The following is a 21,437-nucleotide window of genomic DNA, read 5'->3' as shown; positions in this document are numbered from 1 at the left end:
AAATTTCACGGAACTTTGTGAGAGAACTCAAACTTTGAAAAGATAAAGGCCAGCATCGCTGGCCTCCAGAAGTTATATATATGTTTTTCTTATATTTTAAGAAGAAAATTAGAAGTTCGCATTGCGCGGACTGCGTGGGAAGGGGATTACGTCACGAATATTTTGCATTCCTGTGACATAAACGATCAAACGTTCAAACCCGAGTCCGAAACCCGAATGCGGCACGGTGCCGTAACGACGCAGATCGCGGTACCACCAATAATCTTCTTTATTCAGCCCCATTTCCGCCAAACGATCGTCAAGCCGGTCCAGACGTTCTTCACGCTGTGAACCGCCGATGATTTCGCCGATTCCCGGCGCCAGCACATCCATGGCGGCCACCGTTTTGCCGTCGTCGTTCTGACGCATATAAAACGCCTTGATGTCTTTGGGGTAATTTTTTACCACCACCGGCGCTTTAAAATGTTTCTCCGCCAGGTAGCGTTCATGCTCGGAGGACAAATCGACGCCCCATGAGACCGGGTTTTCGAAGGGCTGGCCGGAGGCGATTAAAATCTCCACCGCCTCGGTATAATCAACCTGGGCAAAATCGGATGCCACAAAATGTTCCAGGCGGGTAATGGCGTCCTTATCCACGCGTTCGGCAAAAAATTTCATATCGTCGGCGCGCTCGGTGAGCACCGCCTGGAAGACATATTTCAGCAGCGCTTCCGCCAGGCCGGCGATATCATCCAGATTGGCGAAAGCGACTTCCGGCTCCATCATCCAGAACTCGGCCAGATGGCGGGTGGTATTGGAGTTCTCGGCGCGGAACGTCGGGCCGAAGGTATAGACCTTGGATAGCGCGCAGGCATAGGTTTCCGCATTCAGCTGGCCGGAGACGGTCAGGAACGCTTCCTTGCCGAAAAAGTCTTCATCAAAGTTAACCTTGCCCTGGGCGGTGCGCGGCAGGTTTTCAAAATCCAGCGTGGAGACGCGGAACATCTCACCGGCGCCCTCGGCGTCGGATGCGGTGATAAGCGGCGTGGAGACCCAGAAGAAGCCGCGCTCATCCATAAAGCGGTGGATGGCCTGCGCCAGGGTATGGCGCACCCGGGCGACGGCGCCGATCATATTCGTGCGCGGGCGCAGGTGCGCCACCTCGCGCAGATATTCCACGCTGTGCCGTTTCGCCGCCATCGGATACGTGTCGGGATCGTCCACCCAGCCCAGCACGTCCACTTTGTCCGCCTGGATCTCGAAGCGCTGGCCGCCGCCCAGCGATTCGGTCACCCGGCCGGTGATCGCCACCGAACAGCCGGTGGTCAGGCGCAGGATGTCCGACTTGTAATTCGGCAGAGTATTATTTATGACGGCCTGTAAAGGATCAAAGCAGGAACCGTCATAGACGGCGAGAAAGGAGATACCGGCTTTAGAATCTCTCCGGGTACGCACCCAACCATATACAGTGACTTCACTGTCAGCCGGTATGCGCCCTTGCAGTACATCGACTACAGGCACTACGCTCATAAATGACTCTCTTAACTCATTGTGATGGGGGATTAAACATTATCGCCGCGGCGAAAGCTGTAATATGTTACTTGGCGGGCAGAAGGACACAAGCGAAAATCATCATTTAATGACAGATTTTGCCTGCGGGCGCAAACAATCGCCGGGTAAGGGGAACAATGGGGCGCGATGCGCGCGCCGGAAGAGGAGCCGGCGCGGGATAGGGCAAGCATCAGCTGGCTTTTTTCACCAGCGGTAAATCAAAGGCCTTGCGCAGCGCACGGACGAACTCTTTGTCCTGGCACATGCTTTTACCGGGGCTGTCGGACAGTTTCGCCACCGGTTTGCCGTTGCACTCCACAAGCTTGATCACGATATTCAGCGGCTTAACCCCCGGGATATCGCACGTTAGCCGGGTGCCGATACCGAACACCAGGTTAATCCGCTGCCAGAAGTGGCGATACAGCGCCAGCGCCTTGTCGAAGTCAAGGCTGTCGGAAAAGACCAGGGTCTTGGTCAGCGGGTCGATACCCAGCTTCTGGTAATGGGCAATCGCCTTCTCGCCCCATTCCACCGGGTCGCCGGAATCATGGCGCAGTCCCTGGTAGCGCGTGGCAAAACCGGCGCCGAAATCACGCAGGAACGCATCCATGGTAATGCAATCGGTCAGGGCGATGCCCAACTGGTCGGGGTATTCGTCCAGCCAGGCCTGAAGCGCGGCGCGCTGGCTATTGGCCAGCACCGGACTTATCTGCTGGTGGGCCTGAAACCATTCATGGGCCTGGGTGCCCACCGGCGTTAACGACAGCCGCCGGGCCAAATCGTAGTTGCTGGTGCCGATGAGATAAGGGAAGTCCCGCTGCAGTTCGCGGACCACATCGTATTGGACCTGGCGCGAAAACCGCCTGCGGGTGCCGAAATCCATCAGTTTGAAACGGGAGATATCGATATCGCGGCTGCGGTCGCGGAAATGCTGCAGTTTTTGCCGCAGCTGCGTCAGCGCCATGTCGCGCACATCGAAAGGCGTGCGCCGGCGATGGACCACTTCGCTGATGACCGCCAGCAATGGCACTTCCCACAGGATCACCTCACGCCACGGGCCGGTAATGCGGATATCGAGCTTGCCGTTATGATCGCGCACCCGCACCTGGCGCGGGTCGAACCGGAACGCGCGCAGCCACGCCAGATAATCCTGGTGGAAAAAAGGCAGCGCCGAGAGAAAGGCGAATTCCTCGTCGCTCAGCGCCAGGTTACGCATCAGCTCGATTTGCGCGCCGATTTCGGCGGCGTATTCGCCCAGCATATCGTCGCCGCGGCAGCGGAACTCGGCGGTACCCGTAACATCATGGTAACGATGATAAACCGCCTGCTGCATATGCAACTTGTAGGCATCAGTGTCAAGTATCGACGTTAAAATCGGCTCAATGGCTAAAGTCATGGCGCGCTACAGCATCCTCTTGCGACACATAAATACAGTCGGATAAATGGCAAATCGACTGAAGTGTACCCGGCTTGTTCTGTAAGTGTAGTCACATCAAATCATAAATGGCGCTGCAACGTCGAGGCTTAAACGTGCCGTCCGGGCTGAAACGACATGATAAAACCCGTGGTGCAGCGTCACGATCTTTTTCAACCCCCTGCGCGGGCATTTTAACGGGCCATGCCGCTTAACAATGGCAACATGGTCTTAACAGGAATAGACTTATCACAGAGAAATCAATGACGATGCCAAAAGGTTAATTATGACTCAACAGCCGCTAGCAAAATACCGCCATGATTATCGTGCGCCGGATTATACCATCACCGATATCAGCCTGGAGTTTGATCTTAACGCCGAAACCACTACGGTAACGGCGGTCAGTAACGTTGTCAGGAAAGGACCGGCGGGAGCGCCGCTGGTATTAAACGGCGAGGACCTGCAGCTGCTTAACGTCAGCATCGATGGGCAGCCTTGGGCGCACTACCGTCAGGAAGGGCCGCTGCTGGTGATTGAACAGCTGCCCGGGGCGTTTACCCTTACCATCGTGAATGTGATTCATCCGGCGCAGAACTCGGCGCTGGAAGGGCTGTACCTGTCCGGCGACGCCCTGTGCACGCAATGCGAGGCGGAGGGTTTCCGCCATATTACTTATTATCTGGACCGCCCGGACGTGCTGGCGCGCTTTACCACCCGCATTATCGCCGACAAAACACGCTATCCCTTCCTGCTGTCCAACGGCAACCGCATTGACGGCGGCGAAATGGCCGACGGCCGCCATTGGGTGGTCTGGCAGGACCCGTTCCCTAAACCCTGCTATCTCTTTGCCCTGGTGGCCGGTGATTTCGACGTGCTGCGCGACAGTTTCACCACCCGTTCCGGACGCGAGGTGGCGCTGGAGCTGTTTGTCGATCGCGGCAACCTGGATCGCGCCGATTGGGCGATGACCTCGCTTAAGCAGGCGATGCGCTGGGATGAAGCCCGCTTCGGCCTGGAATACGATCTCGACATCTTTATGATTGTCGCCGTGGATTTCTTTAATATGGGCGCCATGGAAAACAAGGGATTGAATGTGTTCAATTCCAAATATGTGCTGGCGCGCGCTGAGACCGCCACCGATAGTGATTATCTGAATATCGAGCGGGTTATCGGCCATGAGTATTTCCATAACTGGACCGGCAACCGTATCACCTGCCGGGACTGGTTCCAACTGAGCCTGAAGGAAGGGTTGACGGTCTTTCGCGATCAGGAATTCAGCGCCGATCTCGGCTCGCGCCCGGTGAACCGCATCGGCAACGTGCGCGTGATGCGCGGCTCGCAGTTTGCCGAGGACGCCAGCCCGATGGCCCACCCGATTCGTCCCGAGAAGGTTATCGAGATGAATAACTTCTATACCGTGACGGTCTATGAAAAGGGCGCGGAAGTGATCCGCATGCTGCATACGCTTTTGGGCGAAGAAAAGTTCCAGGCCGGGATGCGGCTGTATGTTGAGCGCCACGACGGATCCGCCGCCACCTGCGATGATTTTGTCAACGCCATGGAACAGGCTTCCGGTATCGACCTGACCCAGTTCCGCCGGTGGTATAGCCAGTCCGGTACGCCGGTATTGTCGGTGCGCGATGACTATAACCCCGAGTTGCGGCAATATCAGCTGCACGTCAGCCAGATGACCCCGCCGACCGCCGATCAGGCAGAGAAACTGCCGTTGCATATTCCGCTGGATATCGAGCTTTATGATATCCAGGGCCAGGTGATTCCTTTGCGGCGCGACGGCCGGCCGGTGAACAATGTGCTGAATATCACCGACGCGGTGCAGACGTTTATTTTTGACGATGTGCCGTCGTTGCCGGTGCCGTCGCTGCTGCGCGGATTCTCCGCGCCGGTGAAGCTCGATTACCCCTATAGCGATCAGCAGCTTACCTTGCTGATGCGTTTTGCCACCGACGAGTTTTCCCGTTGGGACGCCGCGCAGAGCCTGCTGTCGATTTATATTCGCCTGAGCGTGGCGCGCGTGAGCCAGGGCCTGCCGCTGAGCCTGCCGCTGCATGTGGCCGATGCCTTCCGGGGCGTGTTGCTCGACCCCTCCCTCGACCCGGCGCTGGCGGCGCAGATCCTGACGCTGCCCAGCGAAAACGAGATGGCGGAATTATTCAGCGTTATCGATCCGGCGGCCATCCATGAAGTGCATGAGGCGCTGATCCGCTGTCTGGCGACGGAGCTGGCCGATGAGCTGCTGGCGGTTTACCAGGCCAACAAGACGCCGGTATACCGGGTCGTGCACGCGGATATCGGCAAGCGCGCTTTGCGCAATATTTGCCTGTATTACCTGGCGTTCGGCGAACACGATCGGGCGGTCAGGCTCACCACCGCGCAGTATCACGCGGCGGACAATATGACCGATGCGCTGGCGGCGATGTCCGCCGCCGTGGCGGCGCAGCTGCCGTGCCAGGCGACGCTGCTGGCCGAGTTCGACGAGCGCTGGCATCATGACGGCCTGGTGATGGATAAATGGTTTACCCTGCAGGCCACCAGCCCGGCCGACGATGTGCTCGCCCAGGTTAAATCCTTGCTGACCCATCGCTCCTTCAGCCTGAACAACCCTAACCGTATCCGGTCGCTCATCGGCGCGTTCAGCGCGGGCAATCCCTCGGCGTTCCATGCCGCCGACGGCAGCGGCTACCGCTTCCTGGCCGAAATCCTGGTCGAGCTGAATACGCGTAATCCGCAGGTGGCCTCAAGGCTTATCGAGCCGCTGATCCGGCTGCGGCGTTACGATGAGTCGCGCCAGGCATTGATGCGCGAGGCGCTGGCGACGTTGCAGGCGCTGCCGAACCTGTCCGGGGATTTGTATGAAAAAATCACCAAGGCGTTAGGTTAGACCGGCGGCGGCGGGGTTATGGCGCCCCGCCGACGCGCCATAACCCCGCCGCAAGGGGGCTTTTTTGATCTGGCGCGAGCGATCGCGCTTTTTTTACGCCGTTTGATTTCTTTTCCGCGCCCGATACTTGATAATACCGCCCCGGTTGCCACCGGGATATCAGGAGACGATATGTTTTATCCCCTCATCAGACAGGCTTTATTCCAGCTCGATCCAGAACGTGCCCATGAATTAACCTTCCAGCAGTTGCGCCGAATTAGCGGCACGCCATTCGAGTTTCTGGTGCGCCAGTCGGTGCCGACCAAGACGGTCAATTGCATGGGGATAGCGTTTAAGAATCCGCTGGGACTCGCCGCCGGCCTGGATAAAGATGGTGATTGCATCGACGCGCTCGGCGCCATGGGTTTTGGCTTTATCGAGGTCGGCACGGTAACGCCGCGTCCGCAGCCCGGTAATGATAAACCACGCCTGTTCCGGCTTGTCGAGGCGGAAGGGCTGATCAACCGGATGGGATTTAACAATAAAGGCGTGGATTATCTCGTTGAAAACGTTAAAAAATCCCATTTTGGCGGCGTGTTGGGAATCAATATCGGCAAAAACAAGGCGACGCCGGTGGAGCAGGGCAAGGAGGATTATCTGCTGTGCATGGATAAGATATATCCTTACGCAGGCTATATAGCGATAAACATTTCCTCCCCCAATACCCCGGGACTGCGCACGCTGCAATTCGGCGAAGCGCTGGACGATTTATTGTTGGCGATTAAGAATAAGCAGTCCGAACTGCAAAAGTATCACCACAAATATGTTCCGGTTGCGGTCAAAATAGCCCCCGACCTGACGGACGAAGAGCTGGTCCAGGTTGCCGACAGCCTGGTCCGTCATAATATCGACGGCGTCATCGCCACCAACACCACCACCGATCGGCACCTGGTGCAGGGCCTGAACCATTGCAACCAGACCGGCGGGTTAAGCGGCCGTCCCTTACAAGCGCGCAGTACGGAAGTGATTCGCCGACTGTTCCGTGAATTAAACGGCAAATTGCCCATCATCGGGGTAGGGGGAATTGATTCCCTGATCGCCGCGAGGGAAAAAATGGACGCCGGCGCCGCGCTTATTCAAATATATTCCGGCTTTATTTTTCACGGTCCCCGTCTGATTAAAGACATTGTTACCCATATTTGATCATTTTTTTCTCATTAAACGGCTTGGGGGGTTTATTTATTCCCCAGGCTCGTTTATCTTTTATCCGTTTGCTGTTAATTTATCCGTAGAATTATTTTCTAAACGCTAAAATTCTTTGCAGGATATTTCATAATCGATTGCGACGTGATGAAAGGATTTAAAGATGAAATTCACTCCCGGCGATAATTGGCGTTGGTTTTATGATGCCGAGCATGATCGGATGATGCTGGATCTCGCTGACGGTATGATATTCCGTTCACGCTTTTGCGCTAAGACACTGACGCCCGATGCGTTTAGCGAAACGGTATTCTGCGTAGACGACGCCGCGCTCTATTTTACCTTAGCCGAAAAGTGTCGGGCGCTGCCGTTAAAGGAAGAACAGCAGGCGGAGCTTATCCTCAATGCCCTGGTGGCATTGCGCTTCCTGAAACCGCTGATGCCGAAGAGCTGGCATTTCCGGCCGCAGCCCACGCCGTTGAACTGGCATCCCGTGATGGGCGACGACGTGCTGGTGCGCCTCAATGACAATGGCGAATATGCGCGGCTGCTGGTGGCGGAAGCGGGCGATAACGCCAGCCTGTGCGTGCTGGCGCAGGCGCAGCTTACCCTGGCCGCGCGTAAAATCGTGCTGGGCGACGCCATCAAAATTATGCACGACCGGTTATTACCTTACCCGCGCCAGGACGATATCCAGTACGCCGCCGCGGTGTAGCCGCCTTTCGGCGTATGCGGGGCGCGTATGCCGCCCGGAAGTTAGCCAAGACGCAAATCGCTTTTGGGTATGCAACTGCAGGACAGCACCTGGCCGGGTTCTTCGACCGCGCTGGCTTTCAGCGGCGCGACCTCGCCTTCAAGCAACCTTACCTTGCAGGTGCCGCAGATGCCTGCCCGGCATGAATAAGGAATGTGAATCCCCTGTTGCTCAAGCTGCTCCAGCAATACCTGCTGGTTATTGCCGCGAAAGCGCCGTCCCTGGTAATCAATCATCACCTGCCGCTCGCCGTCCACCGGCGCCGCCAGGGTTGCGCTTACCGCGCCGCCTCCGTAACGCCTGGGCTCCTGTTCCGCCAGTATTTCAATCATGTCGCCGGCGCGGATGATGCCGCTGGAGCGCGCGATCAGATTTTGGCCGAAATCCACATCGCCGTTATCGGCGGTGCGGTAGCCCTGCAAGGTGCGCAAAGGCTCCGTCGCCGGGTGTTTACGGCCCAGTTCCACGCTCACGGTGGTGAGCACGCAGCGGCTGCAGGGCTTGACCGCCTCGAACTCGACGTCGCCGATGCGAATGCGCCGCCAGCCGTCCTCGGCAAAAGGCGCCGCGCCCGCCGCCACCAAATTCGGCCGGAACTGGGTAATATTGATGCCGGCGGGACAGCGCCCCTGCAAATCCCTGAACGAAGCCTCGCCGATCAGCAAAAAGGGGTAACCGTCGGCAAACGACAGCGGTATGCCGGGATAGCGTTTGACCCGCCGGTGGCTTTGCTCCCCGGTCCAGCGTAGCTGCACCGCGCGACCTAAATAGCCGCTTAACCAGTTATTGATGGCCTCGGGTGCCACATACGCGGTAAAATGGTTGCCCCAGACTTCGGTGGGGCGGCCGTCAGGCGTGAAATCGGCAAAGCGCGCCAACATGCTTTGTCCGTCCGGCGCGCCAAGGTGCAGGCCGTTTTGTACCATCACCGGCGTAAACAGCACCATTTGCGGATATTGGCGGGCGGTAATAAAAGTACCGTCCGGGTCGGTAACCATGAATATCCGGTCAAAGGCCAGACCTTCGGCGCCCGCCAGCGCATGGGATACCTGCAAACCGCGCATTGATTTCACCGGATGAATATATAACCGCGATAAACTGACCACTTTGCCTCCCTGCCGGAACACTCTGTTGGGCCAACTTTATGACAATGGGTCGGGATTAGCTATAATGCCCAACGATTTTTCTTTTTGATGATAAGTGACATGATGAACGCACTCTTTGCCAGTACGGCACAAGGTTTAGAAGAACTGTTAAAAAGCGAGCTGGAAGCACTGGGTGCGCTCGACTGTAAAATAGCCCTGGGCGGGGTGCACTTTCACGGCGACGATCGGCTGCTGTACCAAAGCCTGCTCTGGAGCCGCCTGGCTTCGCGCATCCTGCTGCCGCTGACCGATTTTGACGTTTTCAGCGATGATGACCTCTATCAAGGGGTGCGGGGTATCGACTGGCCGGCGATTTTTTCGGTGGATAAGTCCTTTGTCGTGCATTTCAGCGGCACCAATGAGGCTATCCGCAACAGCCAGTACGGCACTCTGCGGGTAAAAGACGCCATCGTCGACAGTTTCGCCGATGCCCTGGACCAGCGTCCGGACGTGGCCAAACAGCAGCCGGATATCCGCGTGCAGGTGTTTTTGCACCGCGACCATGCCATGGTATCGCTGGACCTGAGCGGCGGCGGGCTGCACCAGCGCGGCTACCGCGACGGCGCGGGCCAGGCGCCGCTCAAGGAAAACCTGGCGGCCGCCATCGTGCTGCGCTCCGGCTGGCAGGCGGGCACGCCGCTGCTGGACCCAATGTGCGGCTCCGGCACCCTGCTGATCGAAGCGGCGCTGATGGCGGCGGATCGTGCGCCCGGCCTGCTGCGTCAGCAATGGGGCTTTTACGGCTGGCGCGGCCATAACGAATCCCTGTGGCAGGAAGTGCTGGACGCGGCGCGCGCGCGCGCCGCGGCGGGGGCCGGCGCCGCTTCACGCTTTTTTGGCTCCGACAACGATGCGCGCGTGCTGGAAAAAGCGCGCGCCAATGCCCGTCACGCAGGCATCGCCGATCTGATCACCTTCTCGGTTAATGATGTGGCTAATCTGGCCAACCCGCAGCCTGACGGCCCGACCGGCACGGTGATCAGCAATCCGCCCTATGGCGAGCGGCTGGAAAGCGAGCCGGCGCTGATCGCGTTGTATAATCTGCTCGGGCGCATCATGAAAAGCCGGTTCGGCGGCTGGCGGCTGTCGCTGTTCAGCGCGTCGCCGGTATTGTTAAGCGCGCTGCAATTACGCGCGGAGCGTTCGTTTAAAGCAAAAAACGGCCCGCTGGACTGCGAGCAGAAAAACTACCTGCTGGCCGAGACGCCGAACGTGGCGGTAGCCCGCGACATCGCGCCCGATTTCGCCAACCGGCTGCGTAAAAATATCCGCGGCCTGGAAAAATGGGCCGCCAAGCAGCATCTGGATTGTTATCGTCTTTATGACGCCGATTTGCCCGAATATAACGTCGCCATCGATCGCTACAGTTCATGGGTGGTGATCCAGGAGTATGTGGCGCCAAAAACCATTGAGCCGGAAAAAGCGCGCCAGCGACTCTACGACGCCATCTCGGCGACCCTGTCGGTGCTGGATATCCCCGCCAGCCAACTGGTGGTGAAGGCCCGCGAGCGGCAAAAAGGCAAAAGCCAGTACGAGAAGCTGGCGCAGAAGGGCGAATTTCTGCTGGTGGACGAATATGACGCCAAACTCTGGGTCAACCTGACCGATTATCTGGATACCGGTCTGTTCCTCGATCATCGCATCGCGCGTAAAATGCTGGGCGAGATGAGCCGCGGCAAGGATTTCCTCAACTTGTTCGCTTATACCGGCAGCGCCAGCGTGCATGCGGGCATCGGCGGCGCGCGCAGCACCACCTCGGTGGATATGTCGCGCACTTATCTGGAATGGGCGGAAAAAAACCTGCGCAGCAATGGGCTGGTCGGCAAGCAGCATCGCCTGATCCAGGCTGATTGCCTGTCCTGGCTTGAACTGTCGCAGGAAACCTTCGATCTGATTTTTATCGATCCCCCCACGTTCTCCAATTCAAAACGCATGTCTGAAAGCTTCGACGTGCAACGGGATCACCTGGTGCTGATGAAAGATCTGAAAAGATTGTTACGCCCGGGCGGCACCATGATGTTCTCCAATAATAAACGCGGTTTCCAATTGGATGCCGAAGGATTACAGGCCCTCGGCCTGAAGGCGCGGTCCATCACCGAGCAAACACGCTCCCAGGACTTCGCCCGTAATCGCCATATTCACAACAGCTGGCTGATAAGCCATGCCGATCAGGATCAATAAACGCCATGTCATTAATCAGCCTTTCCGGCGCCTGGCTATCGTTCAGCGATGCGCCGTTGCTGGATAATACCGAGCTTCATATAGAACGTAACGAACGCGTCTGCCTGGTCGGGCGCAACGGGGCGGGCAAATCCACCCTGATGAAAATCCTCAGCAAAGAAGTGCCGCTGGACGACGGGCAACTGATTTTCGAGCAGGATACCATCGTTGCCCGCCTGCAGCAGGATCCCCCGCGCAACGTGAGCGGCAGCGTCTATGATTTCGTCGCCGAGGGCGTGCAGGAACAGGCGCAAACGCTGAAGGCCTACCATGCCGTTTCCCATCTGGTGGAACAGGATCCCAGCGATAAAAACCTGATGGAAATGGGCCGTCTGCAGGAGATCCTTGACCACCAGAATTTATGGCATCTGGAAAAACGCATCAACGAAGTGCTGGACCAGCTGGGCCTGACCGCCGATACCGAGCTGTCGGCCCTCTCGGGCGGCTGGCTGCGTAAAGCGGCGCTCGGCCGCGCCCTGGTCTGCGAGCCCCAGGTCTTGCTGCTGGATGAACCGACCAACCATCTGGATATTGAAACCATCGACTGGCTGGAAACCTTCCTGAAAAGTTTCCCCGGCAGCATTATTTTCATTTCCCATGACCGTTCGTTTATCCGCAATATGGCGACGCGCATTGTCGATCTGGATCGCGGCAAGCTGGTGTCCTGGCCAGGCAATTACGACAAATACCTTGAAGGCAAGGAAGAAGAGCTGCGGGTACAGGAACTGCAAAACGCCGAGTTTGACAAGAAACTGGCGCAGGAAGAAGTGTGGATCCGCCAGGGCATCAAGGCCAGGCGCACCCGTAACGAGGGCCGCGTGCGCGCGTTAAAGGCGCTGCGCAATGAAAGAAGCGAACGGCGCGAGGTTATCGGCAGCGCCAAGATGCAGGTGGAGGAAGCCACCCGCTCGGGTAAAATCGTCTTTGAAATGGAAGACGTCAGCTATCGCCTAGCGGATAAAGTCTTGGTCAGCGGCTTCAGCGCCCAGGTACAGCGTGGCGATAAAATCGCCCTGATCGGCCCTAACGGCTGCGGCAAGACCACGCTGTTAAAACTGATGCTCGGCCAACTGCAGCCGGACAGCGGACGCATCCACTGCGGCACCAAGCTGGAAGTGGCTTATTTTGACCAGCATCGCGCCGAACTTGATCCCGAACGCACGGTCATGGACAACCTGGCCGAAGGTAAACAGGAAGTGATGGTCAACGGCCGTTCGCGCCATGTGCTGGGTTACCTGCAGGATTTCCTGTTTCACCCCAAGCGCGCCATGACGCCGGTAAAAGCCTTGTCCGGCGGCGAGCGCAACCGGCTGCTGCTGGCCAAATTGTTCCTCAATCCCAGTAACCTGCTGATTCTGGATGAACCGACCAATGACCTGGACGTCGAGACGCTGGAACTGCTGGAAGAGATGATCGACGGCTACCAGGGCACGGTGCTGCTGGTCAGCCATGACCGTCAGTTCGTGGACAACTCGGTGACCGAATGCTGGATTTTTGAAGGGGAAGGTCAAATCAGCAGCTTTGTCGGCGGCTATTTCGACGCCCAGAACCAGCGCCGAAATATGCGCTCGCTGCGCGCCGCGCCCGCCCATGCCGAAAAAAATCGCGTCGCCGAGGCGCCAAAGCCGCTTAATGCGAAGCGCGCCCCCGCCAAATTGAGTTATAACCTACAGCGTGAGCTGGACATGTTGCCGCAGGAGATTGAACGCCTGGAGCAGGAAATCAATGCCCTCCAGGCCGAAATGGCGGACGCGGATTTTTTCAGCCAGCCGCACGAAAAAACCCAGGCGGTGATTGCGCGCATGGCCGGCGCCGAACAGGCGCTGGAAACGGCCTTTGCCCGCTGGGAAGAGCTTGAAGCGTTAAAGAACGGACCAAAAGAGTGACATGAACCCGATCGGGAACGGTGGGAATCCCGATCGGGCCGCCAAACGGCATCGGTGCTATGAGGAGAAATGCATGTGTTCTGCCGTCCATCACCCTAAGTACGTGCTTTGTCCGCATTGCGATCTCCTGGTGGCCCTGCCGGAATTGACCGACGGCCAGAAAGGCGTCTGTCCCCGCTGCGGCAATACCCTGATAAGCCGCTGGTCCAACCCGCGCCTCCAGCCGGTGATGTTTGCCATCAGCGCGCTGATAATGCTGGTGCTGGCCAATTTATTTCCTTTCGTCAATATGAAGGTGTCGGGCATCGGACGCCAGATTACCCTGCCGCAAATCCCCGGGATCATGGTGGCGGATCATTTCGCCAGCCTGGCCAGCCTGTTCCTGTTGTTTGTCCAGCTCATCCCCGCGGTATGCATGGTCGCCATCATCCTCCTATGCCTTGGGTTTCCCCTGTCGTTTCGTCTGAAGGCTTTCCTGGCCAAGTCGCTGTTCGCCCTGCGCGCCTGGGGCATGGCGGAAATTTTTCTGGCGGGCGTGCTGGTCAGTTTTGTCAAGCTGATGGCCTACGGCGATATCGGCGTAGGCATCAGCTTTCTGCCGTTTTGCCTGTTCTGCCTGCTGCAGCAGCGGGCATTCCAATGCATCGATCAGCGTTGGCTATGGGATAACATCATGCCGGCGGTGTCGCCGGTGACCAGGGTGCGCCCGGGGGTCGGCGGCCTGGCGCAGGGGATCCGCGCGTGCAGCTGCTGCACCCTGATCCTGCCCGCCGGACAGCGTACCTGCCCGCGCTGCCGTACCCGTGAGCACGCCAGGCGGCATAACAGCCTGCAGTGGACCATGGCGCTGCTGGTGACCTCCATCATGCTGTATATCCCGGCCAATATCCTGCCGATCATGATAACCGAAGGCTTGGGCAGCAAACTTAACTCGACGATTATCGCCGGGGTGATCATCTTGTGGGATGACGGTTCCTATCCGGTGGCGATGGTGATTTTTATCGCCAGTATCATGGTGCCGACCCTGAAAATGATCGCCCTGGCCTGGCTGTGCTGGGATGCGCGCGCGGACAGAGGCCGGCGCGACAGCGAGCGGATGCATTTTCTCTATGAAATCGTCGAATTTGTCGGCCGCTGGTCGATGATTGATGTCTTTGTGATCGCGGTGCTGTCCGGGCTGGTGAGGATGGGGCAGTTAATGAGTATTACACCGGGCATCGGCGCGGTGTTATTTGCCATGGTGGTGATGATAACCATGTTTGCCGCGCAGATGTTCGACCCGCGTCTTATCTGGGATCGGACCGAAAGTAAAAACCAAAAGGAGTCTTCCGTTGACGGACAATAAGTACGACGTCGCCCAGGTGGAGAAAATCAAGCGCTGGTCGCCGGTATGGATCATTCCGATCGTGACAGTGTTGATAGGCGCGTGGATCCTCTATTACCACTTCAGTCACCAGGGTAAGGTCATTACCCTGACCACCACCAGCGCGGAAGGTATCGAGGCCGGCAAAACCGCCATTAAAAGCCGCAGCGTCGACGTCGGCATGGTGGAAAGCGTGGTGCTAAGCGATAACCTGCAGCAGGTGGAAATCAAAGCCCGCATCAATAACGGCATGGAAAAGCTGTTGCGCCGCGATTCCGCGTTCTGGGTCGTCAAGCCACAGATTGGCCGCGAGGGAATCTCCGGCCTGGGAACCCTGTTGTCCGGGGCCTATATCCAGCTGCAGCCCGGCGCCAACGCCGAGGACGCCGACACCTTTAATCTGCTTGACTCGCCGCCGCTGGCCTCGCCGGATGCCAAGGGTATTCGCGTCGAGCTCGACAGCGACCAGTCCGGGCAGCTCAATGCCGGCGATCCGGTGCTGTTCCGCGGCTTCAGGGTCGGCACGGTACAAACCAGCTACTTCGATCCGCAACAGCGCAAAATGCGCTACCAGCTGTTTATCAGCGCGCCCTACGACAGCCTGGTAACCACCAATGTGCGTTTCTGGAAAGACAGCGGCGTGGCTTTTGATATGTCCGCCCAGGGAATGCGGGTGGAGATGGGGTCGCTGACCACCCTGTTCAGCGGCGGCGTGAGTTTTGACGTACCCACCGGCTGGGATCTGGGCGATCGCGCGACTGAACACCAGTCCTTCCAGCTGTTTGATAATAAGAACAGCATCTCGGATTCGCTGTATACGGTGCATAAGGATTATCTGCTGTTCTTCAATGATTCCGTCCGCGGCCTGCAGCCTGGCGCGCCGGTCGAGTTTCGCGGCATCCGCCTGGGCACCGTCGCCCAGGTGCCGTTCCTTGAGACGGCGATCAAGCAGGCTATCGATGATAATTACCAGATACCGGTGCTGATCCGCATTGAACCAGACCGCCTGGCCGGCAAACTGGGCGACAAATTTGATATTAATTCCCGCATCAAGGAAGCCGGCGAGCACGGGCTGCGCGCCTCGTTAAAAAGCGCCAGCCTGCTGACCGGCTCGCTGTTCGTCGATCTTGATTTTTATCCGCAGGCCAAGCCCTGGGACGGCGAAAAAGTCGTTAACGGCTATCCGGTGCTGCCGACCACCAGCGGCGGCCTGGCGCAAATCCAGCAGAAGCTGATGCTGACTCTTGATAAGATCAATAGCCTGCCGCTCAACCCGATGATTAATGAAGCCACCAGTACCCTGGCGCAAAGCCAGAGTACCCTGCGCGAGCTGCAAAAGACGCTGACATCGGTGAACCAGATTACCGGTAGCCAGTAGATGCAGCAATTGCCGCAGGATATGCAGCGTACCTTGCGCGAACTGAACAGCAGCATGAGAGGGTTCCAGCCCGGTTCCCCGGCCTACAATAAAATGGTGGATAATATGCAACGACTCGATCAGGTTCTGCGGGAACTGCAGCCGGTATTGCGCACGCTGAACAACAAGAGCAACGCGCTGGTGTTCGAGGCCGATAGCGGCAAAGATCCGAAGCCGAAGAGGGCGAAATGATGAGAAAAGGGATTCTGCTGGCGCTGGCGTTATTGCTGGCCGCCTGCGGCGGCAACAGCGACAAGCATTATTACCAACTGCCGGTCGCGGCCCAGGACAACGCCGGGCAGGGACTGCCGTCCGCCGGCGTCACGCGGCATATATGGCTCTCCCGGGTTAACGTGTCGGATTATCTGGCCGGCAGCGGCGTAGTCTACCAGCAAAGCGACGTGCGTTACGTCACCGCCAGCAATAACCTGTGGGCCAGTCCGTTGGAGCAGCAATTGCAGCAAACCATGATCGCCCATTTAAGCAATCGGCTTCCCGGCGTGCTGGTGTCCGCAAGCCAGGGGCAGGGAGATCAGGATACGCTGGAATTCAACGTCACCGGTTTTCACGGCCGTTACGACGGGCGGGCGGTTATTCAGGGCGAGTGGGTATTGACGCATAATAGCCAGGTGACCCGCCACCCGTTCATCCTGACGCTGAAACAGGACCAGGACGGCTATGACGCCCTGGTCAGGACCTTGGCGCAGGGCTGGCAGCAAATCGGCCAGGAAGCGGCCGCACAAATTTCCCGGCTGCCTTAATAACAAAACGTTCTAAAACCAAAACGCGCCTCGGCAGGTTAAGATTCCTTAACTCTCCAGGCGCGCAGTTCAGCCGGTTTTCAGTAGCTTAAGCTGCCTGTAACCGCCAACCTTTTAGGCAAAATGTGCCCATTATGCATTTTTGGTATGACGCTTTTGTGAAATGCTGCGTTGATTTCTTACTCTTTTATCGCTAAAGATAAAGGGTAATTGCAGAAATGTGATTACCGTTTTCTTTCCACCAAACAAGATGAGGGAAACACGGCATGAAGAGACAAAAACGAGATCGCCTTGAACGCGCACATTCACGTGGTTATCAAGCGGGATTATCCGGACGCTCAAGTGAGATATGTCCTTTTCAGTCCCTGGATGCACGGTCTCACTGGTTGGGAGGTTGGCGAAAAGCCATGGAGGACAGGTCGGTGACGTTGTAAGCCACTTGTCAGCAAAGGAATTGACCTCCGCTTTCGCGGAGGTTTCATATCCAGGCGCTTAGAATGCGCCGGTATCTTTAAACAGACCGACTTTCAAATCGCTTGCGGTGTATATAACCTGACCATCGCACAGCAGCTCGCCATCCGCAAGACCCATCACCAGGCGACGGTTCACTACCCGACGGAAATGAATACGATAAGTGACCCGCTTAGCGCTGGGCAGCACCTGGCCGGTAAATTTCACTTCGCCCACGCCTAAGGCGCGGCCTTTGCCTTCACCGCCCAGCCAGCCGAGGTAAAATCCCACCAACTGCCACATGGCGTCGAGCCCCAGGCAGCCGGGCATCACCGGGTCGCCGATAAAATGGCAACCGAAGAACCACATATCGGGATGGATATCCAATTCTGCTTCGACGTAACCTTTATTATGGCTGCCGCCGTCTTCGGTCATTTTAACCACGCGGTCCATCATCAGCATGTTTCCCGCGGGAAGCGGCGGGCCTTCTTTACCGAATAATTCCCCGCGGCTACAGGCAAGCAGGTCTTCTTTTGTATATGAGTCGCGTTTATCTACCATGTTATCCAAACCTTTATTAATGAATCACGCACATTAACCAACATCCTTACCCGGGACAAGTCCATCAGCTCTGATTGAACCAGTTAAGCCAGCGGAATCCCCAGGGTAAACGCAGGCGTTCGTGCTGATTAATATAAGCGATGCGCTCGCGTATTGAAGCAATCAGATTGGGCTTCTGCTCGTGATCGTAGGGGATCCCGGTCAGCAACTCCAACGCCTCATCAATGGTCTCCACCGGCCAGATATGGAATTGCTCATTCCGCACCGCTTCGACCAATTCTTCGTGCAGACACAGATGGCGCACATTGGCGGCGGGAATAATCACGCCGTGCGAACCATCAAGCCCGCGGCTCTCGCACAGGGCAAAGAAACCTTCGATTTTTTCATTCACGCCGCCGATGGGCTGGACGCGGCCAAACTGATCCACGGATCCGGTAACGGCAATCTGCTGCACTATCGGTTTGCCGGACAGGGCGCTTATCAGGGCGCTCAATTCCGCCAGCGACGCGCTGTCGCCGTCCACTTCACCGTAGGATTGCTCAAACACCAGCGACGCGGAGAAGGGCAACTGCTGGTCCAGTTCCAGGGACGCCATCAGGAAGGCCTGCATGATCATCATGCCTTTGGCATGAAGATTGCCGCCGAGCTCGGCCTTACGTTCAACATCGTTGATTTCGCCGTCGCCGAGATGGACTACGCAGCTGATGCGCGAGGGCTCGCCAAACGGCAGGGGATGGCCCGGGAAATCCAGCACCGACAGCGCATTGACCTGGCCGACCATGGCGCCCTCGGTTTCAACCATGATCTGTCCTTCCGATATCTCATCCTGCATGCGCTCGGTAAGATAACTTTCACGCCAGATCCGGGTCCGGTTGCTGTTATACAGGGCCTCGGCGGTGATGGCTCCCTGCTCGCTATACAGCACCGCTTCCCTGAAACGCCGGGTCAGCCAATGCGGGCAAAGCGGCAGTTGGTACTGATCGCCGCTGTAGCGCACCGCCTGCCTGACCATTTCCGGCCAGGCGTCAGGGGTCAGCTGCGGCAGCGCCAGGGTGCGCAGCAGGCTGTTGACGTAGGCGCACCAGTTCTGCATATCCTCGGCCGCCAGGATCTTTACGTCGGACTCAAATTCGGCATACAACGCCAGTTTGGTCAGATCGGGTTCCAGATCGTTCAGGTCGGCCAGCGACTCGCGATCGCCAATGATCACCAGGCGCAGATCGAGCGGCATCGACGGTATGGACACCGGCAGCGGACGGGTTTCGTCCAATGCCAGCCAGTCGAAACGCTGCTGCAATATCATCTGCTTGAGACGCAGCCACATTAACGGCTGGCTGGCCAGGGCCTTGGCGCCCAGCACCAGCACCCCGCCATTGGCTTCATGCATCTTGCCCGGCTGCAGATCAAGTACGTCGCGGTAGCACCTGACGCAGCCGAATAACTGCTCATGTTCAATCCAGGGCTGGTACAGCCCCCTGGCGCGCCCGGCAAAATTATCGTCGCGCCGGGTAGCGGGCTGCACTGTCACGCCATTACCCGTAATGACATACCGGCTGCCGATAACGCTTTCGCCCTGGGGCAGCAGCTGTTTAACCGTCTCGGTGATTAACTGGAAATATTCCTCATCTTCCTGCGCGGTAAGCAGCAGAAAACGGCTCGGCGAGCGGGAGTGGCAAAATTGCGTCAGGCCGTCCATCAAACGAGGCTGCAGCACATCCATGGGTGCTGGCAGTGGCTGGGAGGGTTGGGCAAACACCGCTTCGAAAGGCGAAAGCTCGGGAATTAAATATTTCCATTCTAATTGTTTAATGGTCAAGGTAATCGGTAACGTCGCTAAACAGGGAAACGGGGATTATACAAGAATTCCCCTCTCCGAGTCTCACGCATCTTGCATTCATCGGCGATTCAGGGAAACTTGTCGCCGTGTATGATTAAAAAATAGGCGGAATGAAACGAATGTTAGAAATTTTACGCGCGGAACTGCTATTATCGGTCTAACGTTACACGGTCACGGGTGGGCGATATATGAAATACCAGCAGCTTGAAAATCTGGAAACCGGATGGAAATGGACCTATCTGGTAAAAAAACATCGTGAAGGTGAACGAATCACCCGGCATGAAGAAAATAGCGCGGCGGAGGAAGCGGTCGCCACCTTGATGCTTTATGAGCATCAACCGGACAACATCGTTCTCTGGATCCGGGAGAATATGAATCCTGCGCTCGACAACCGGATGAAGCAGACGATACGGGCAAGACGCAAACGTCATTTCAACGCCGAGCATCAGCACACGCGCAAAAAATCCATCGACCTGGAATACCTGGTATGGCAACGGTTGGCGGCCCTGGCGCAGCGGCGGGGTAAAACCCTCTCGGAAACCATTGTTAACCTGCTGGAAGATGCCGAGCGTAAAGAGAAATACGCCACGCAGATGTCTTCCCTGAAAGAAGATTTGAAAGCCATCCTGGGTGAAGAGGGCTAGCGGGGAAATAGGGTGGGACGGACAATAAAAAACCCCGCCAGGCGGGGTTTTTTTATGAAGCTGACAACACTTAAGCCTGCGGCTGTGTTACCACTTCTTTGATACCTTTCACTTCGATTTCTACGCGACGATCCGGTGCCAGGCAGTTGATCAATGCTGCACGCGGTTTCACGTTATCGCAAGTATTGCCGGTGACGGGGTTAGATTCGCCCATGCCACGTGCGGAAATCTTGTCGGAAGGGATACCCTTGGATACCAGGTAGGTCACTACGCTTTGCGCACGAGCCTGAGACAGTTTCTGGTTGTATTGTTCAGAACCGATACGGTCGGTATAGCCCAGAACGACAACAGAACCGTCTTTAGGATCCATCGAGCTCAGCTGGGAATACAGCTGATCCAGAGCCTGCTGGCCTTCAGGTTTCAACTGAGATTTGTTGAAGCCGAACAGCACGTCGGAACGCAGGGTAAAGTGTTTGGTCTGGACAACAGGAGCCGGTGCAGCGGCAGGAGCCGGTGCAGGAGCGGCAACTTCATCTTGACCGAAACGGTAGGAAACACCTACGCTCACGAGAGCATTGTCAGGACGGGCGCCAACGGTACCGGCATCACCGATATTGTTGGTCCACTGGTATTCCAGACGGGTTGCCCAGTTTTTGGTTACTGCGTATTCAAGACCTGCAGCCGCCAACGGAGAAACGCCAGTGTCGTTGTCGCTCAGACGACCACCGGCTCCATTAGCATAGTTAGCTTTGGAGTCAGCACGCCATACCATACCACCCAGACGGGTATAGATATCCAGGTCATCGTTAAGCGGGTAGCTCAGTTTAGTGGTCAACTGAATGCCCTGGGCTTTAAATGCACCGTTATCAACGCTGCCTTTATAGGCCATACGACCCAGCCAGTCATAACCCAGTTCAAACCCTAAGTAAGGGTTAGCCTGGTAACCAACAAAAGCACCTGCGCCGATTTGATCGTTGCGGGTTGGGCCATTGCCGATGCGGCTGTCATAACCGTTACCGTAGAACCCGGTATCGTGATACTGGGACCAGCCCAGTTTACCACCGGTGTACCAGGTGTTGTCTTTCGGAGCGGCTTGCGCTACGGTCGCGAAACCCGCCAGTGCCACTGCAAGTGCGATAGCTGTCTTTTTCATTTTTTGCGCCTCGTTATCATCCAAATAGGCAATGAGCTCTTAAAGCTAATTTAAATATTCCATTGCCAGTGTCCATGCTCTGGGTTTGTACATCGCCCTTAAAAGGCGTTATAGAGCAGCCCTGGCGAATTAAAGTCTACAACGAAGTAGGAAACTTACAAGTAAGATGTAGTAAGCCGCTAATAAAAAACAGCGTTTCATATAGGCTTTATTGATGATAGGGA

At 56.9% G+C, this 21,437-nt stretch carries 15 protein-coding genes and 1 pseudogene; 10 read left to right on the top strand and 6 right to left on the bottom strand.

Features of this window, described 5'->3' with window-relative positions; translation table 11 throughout:
- Positions 1-108: 108 nt before the first annotated feature.
- Together asnS and pncB are read right to left on the bottom strand one after the other, a co-directional pair.
- Positions 109-1,509, bottom strand: a complete 1,401-nt coding sequence (gene asnS, locus ACL2XN_RS09465) for an asparagine--tRNA ligase (RefSeq protein WP_410015886.1) — start codon at positions 1,507-1,509, stop codon at positions 109-111.
- A gap of 211 nt (positions 1,510-1,720) precedes the next feature.
- Positions 1,721-2,926: a nicotinate phosphoribosyltransferase gene (gene pncB / locus ACL2XN_RS09460; protein WP_410015885.1), complete on the bottom strand. Its 1,206-nt coding sequence runs from the start codon at positions 2,924-2,926 to the stop codon at positions 1,721-1,723.
- 304 nt (positions 2,927-3,230) lie between these two features.
- Between pncB and pepN the strand changes: the two genes are divergently transcribed.
- The 3 genes from pepN (at position 3,231) to ACL2XN_RS09445 (ending at position 7,737) form a co-directional block, all read left to right on the top strand.
- Positions 3,231-5,843 carry an aminopeptidase N gene (gene pepN / locus ACL2XN_RS09455; protein ID WP_410015884.1) on the top strand — a complete coding sequence of 871 codons (2,613 nt, stop codon included), beginning with the start codon at positions 3,231-3,233 and terminating at the stop codon, positions 5,841-5,843.
- A gap of 171 nt (positions 5,844-6,014) precedes the next feature.
- Positions 6,015-7,025: a quinone-dependent dihydroorotate dehydrogenase gene (gene pyrD / locus ACL2XN_RS09450; RefSeq protein ID WP_410015883.1), complete on the top strand. Its 1,011-nt coding sequence runs from the start codon at positions 6,015-6,017 to the stop codon at positions 7,023-7,025.
- Positions 7,026-7,188: 163 nt separating this feature from the next.
- Positions 7,189-7,737, top strand: coding sequence for a cell division protein ZapC (locus ACL2XN_RS09445; protein WP_413728729.1), 549 nt, complete (start codon positions 7,189-7,191; stop codon positions 7,735-7,737).
- Positions 7,738-7,778: 41 nt separating this feature from the next.
- Here the strand turns inward: ACL2XN_RS09445 and ACL2XN_RS09440 are convergent, their stop codons facing one another.
- A complete protein-coding gene (locus ACL2XN_RS09440; RefSeq protein ID WP_413730713.1) occupies positions 7,779-8,882 on the bottom strand; it encodes a YcbX family protein in 1,104 nt (367 codons plus the stop codon).
- Positions 8,883-8,984: 102 nt separating this feature from the next.
- On the opposite strand from ACL2XN_RS09440, the gene rlmKL reads away from it, so the two are divergent.
- The 6 genes and pseudogenes from rlmKL (at position 8,985) to rmf (ending at position 17,002) form a co-directional block, all read left to right on the top strand.
- On the top strand, positions 8,985-11,102 hold the full coding sequence (gene rlmKL / locus ACL2XN_RS09435; protein ID WP_413730962.1) for a bifunctional 23S rRNA (guanine(2069)-N(7))-methyltransferase RlmK/23S rRNA (guanine(2445)-N(2))-methyltransferase RlmL: 2,118 nt from the start codon (positions 8,985-8,987) through the stop codon (positions 11,100-11,102).
- 5 nt (positions 11,103-11,107) lie between these two features.
- Positions 11,108-13,027, top strand: a complete 1,920-nt coding sequence (locus ACL2XN_RS09430) for an ABC transporter ATP-binding protein (RefSeq protein ID WP_413730712.1) — start codon at positions 11,108-11,110, stop codon at positions 13,025-13,027.
- A gap of 73 nt (positions 13,028-13,100) precedes the next feature.
- A complete protein-coding gene (pqiA, locus tag ACL2XN_RS09425; protein ID WP_410015879.1) occupies positions 13,101-14,372 on the top strand; it encodes a membrane integrity-associated transporter subunit PqiA in 1,272 nt (423 codons plus the stop codon).
- Positions 14,359-15,999: pseudogene (gene pqiB, locus ACL2XN_RS09420) on the top strand (intermembrane transport protein PqiB). The gene pqiA and the pseudogene pqiB overlap by 14 nt, the downstream one beginning before the upstream one ends.
- Positions 15,999-16,568 (top strand): membrane integrity-associated transporter subunit PqiC, encoded by a 570-nt coding sequence (pqiC, locus tag ACL2XN_RS09415; RefSeq protein WP_410016589.1) that lies wholly within the window; start codon positions 15,999-16,001, stop codon positions 16,566-16,568. The pseudogene pqiB and the gene pqiC overlap by 1 nt, the downstream one beginning before the upstream one ends.
- A 266-nt stretch (positions 16,569-16,834) precedes the next feature.
- Positions 16,835-17,002: a ribosome modulation factor gene (gene rmf / locus ACL2XN_RS09410; protein ID WP_162364658.1), complete on the top strand. Its 168-nt coding sequence runs from the start codon at positions 16,835-16,837 to the stop codon at positions 17,000-17,002.
- A gap of 58 nt (positions 17,003-17,060) precedes the next feature.
- Here the strand turns inward: rmf and fabA are convergent, their stop codons facing one another.
- A complete protein-coding gene (gene fabA / locus ACL2XN_RS09405) occupies positions 17,061-17,579 on the bottom strand; it encodes a bifunctional 3-hydroxydecanoyl-ACP dehydratase/trans-2-decenoyl-ACP isomerase (protein ID WP_410015877.1) in 519 nt (172 codons plus the stop codon).
- 64 nt (positions 17,580-17,643) lie between these two features.
- The gene (locus tag ACL2XN_RS09400; protein ID WP_413722402.1) at positions 17,644-19,395 is read right to left on the bottom strand and encodes an AAA family ATPase; all 1,752 of its coding nucleotides are present in this window, start codon (positions 19,393-19,395) and stop codon (positions 17,644-17,646) included.
- Between the two features lie 209 nt (positions 19,396-19,604).
- Between ACL2XN_RS09400 and matP the strand changes: the two genes are divergently transcribed.
- The gene (gene matP, locus ACL2XN_RS09395; RefSeq protein WP_410015875.1) at positions 19,605-20,060 is read left to right on the top strand and encodes a macrodomain Ter protein MatP; all 456 of its coding nucleotides are present in this window, start codon (positions 19,605-19,607) and stop codon (positions 20,058-20,060) included.
- 70 nt (positions 20,061-20,130) lie between these two features.
- Here the strand turns inward: matP and ompA are convergent, their stop codons facing one another.
- The gene (gene ompA, locus ACL2XN_RS09390; RefSeq protein ID WP_410016588.1) at positions 20,131-21,213 is read right to left on the bottom strand and encodes a porin OmpA; all 1,083 of its coding nucleotides are present in this window, start codon (positions 21,211-21,213) and stop codon (positions 20,131-20,133) included.
- Positions 21,214-21,437: the final 224 nt, after the last annotated feature.

It is taken from the genome of Sodalis sp. RH22, assembly GCF_047324165.1.
In the GTDB taxonomy this organism is placed as follows: domain Bacteria; phylum Pseudomonadota; class Gammaproteobacteria; order Enterobacterales; family Enterobacteriaceae; genus Acerihabitans.
This window is presented reverse-complemented; position numbering and strand designations above follow the sequence as displayed.

Excerpts from the sequence above, each read along its gene's own strand:
- asnS (WP_410015886.1), bottom strand. The coding sequence starts at position 1,509 with ATGAGCGTAGTGCCTGTAGTCGATGTACTGCAAGGGCGCATACCGGCT.
- pncB (WP_410015885.1), bottom strand. The coding sequence starts at position 2,926 with ATGACTTTAGCCATTGAGCCGATTTTAACGTCGATACTTGACACTGAT.
- pepN (WP_410015884.1), top strand. The coding sequence starts at position 3,231 with ATGACTCAACAGCCGCTAGCAAAATACCGCCATGATTATCGTGCGCCG.
- pyrD (WP_410015883.1), top strand. The coding sequence starts at position 6,015 with ATGTTTTATCCCCTCATCAGACAGGCTTTATTCCAGCTCGATCCAGAA.
- ACL2XN_RS09445 (WP_413728729.1), top strand. The coding sequence starts at position 7,189 with ATGAAATTCACTCCCGGCGATAATTGGCGTTGGTTTTATGATGCCGAG.
- rlmKL (WP_413730962.1), top strand. The coding sequence starts at position 8,985 with ATGAACGCACTCTTTGCCAGTACGGCACAAGGTTTAGAAGAACTGTTA.
- ACL2XN_RS09430 (WP_413730712.1), top strand. The coding sequence starts at position 11,108 with ATGTCATTAATCAGCCTTTCCGGCGCCTGGCTATCGTTCAGCGATGCG.
- pqiA (WP_410015879.1), top strand. The coding sequence starts at position 13,101 with ATGTGTTCTGCCGTCCATCACCCTAAGTACGTGCTTTGTCCGCATTGC.
- pqiC (WP_410016589.1), top strand. The coding sequence starts at position 15,999 with ATGAGAAAAGGGATTCTGCTGGCGCTGGCGTTATTGCTGGCCGCCTGC.
- rmf (WP_162364658.1), top strand. The coding sequence starts at position 16,835 with ATGAAGAGACAAAAACGAGATCGCCTTGAACGCGCACATTCACGTGGT.
- fabA (WP_410015877.1), bottom strand. The coding sequence starts at position 17,579 with ATGGTAGATAAACGCGACTCATATACAAAAGAAGACCTGCTTGCCTGT.
- matP (WP_410015875.1), top strand. The coding sequence starts at position 19,605 with ATGAAATACCAGCAGCTTGAAAATCTGGAAACCGGATGGAAATGGACC.
- ompA (WP_410016588.1), bottom strand. The coding sequence starts at position 21,213 with ATGAAAAAGACAGCTATCGCACTTGCAGTGGCACTGGCGGGTTTCGCG.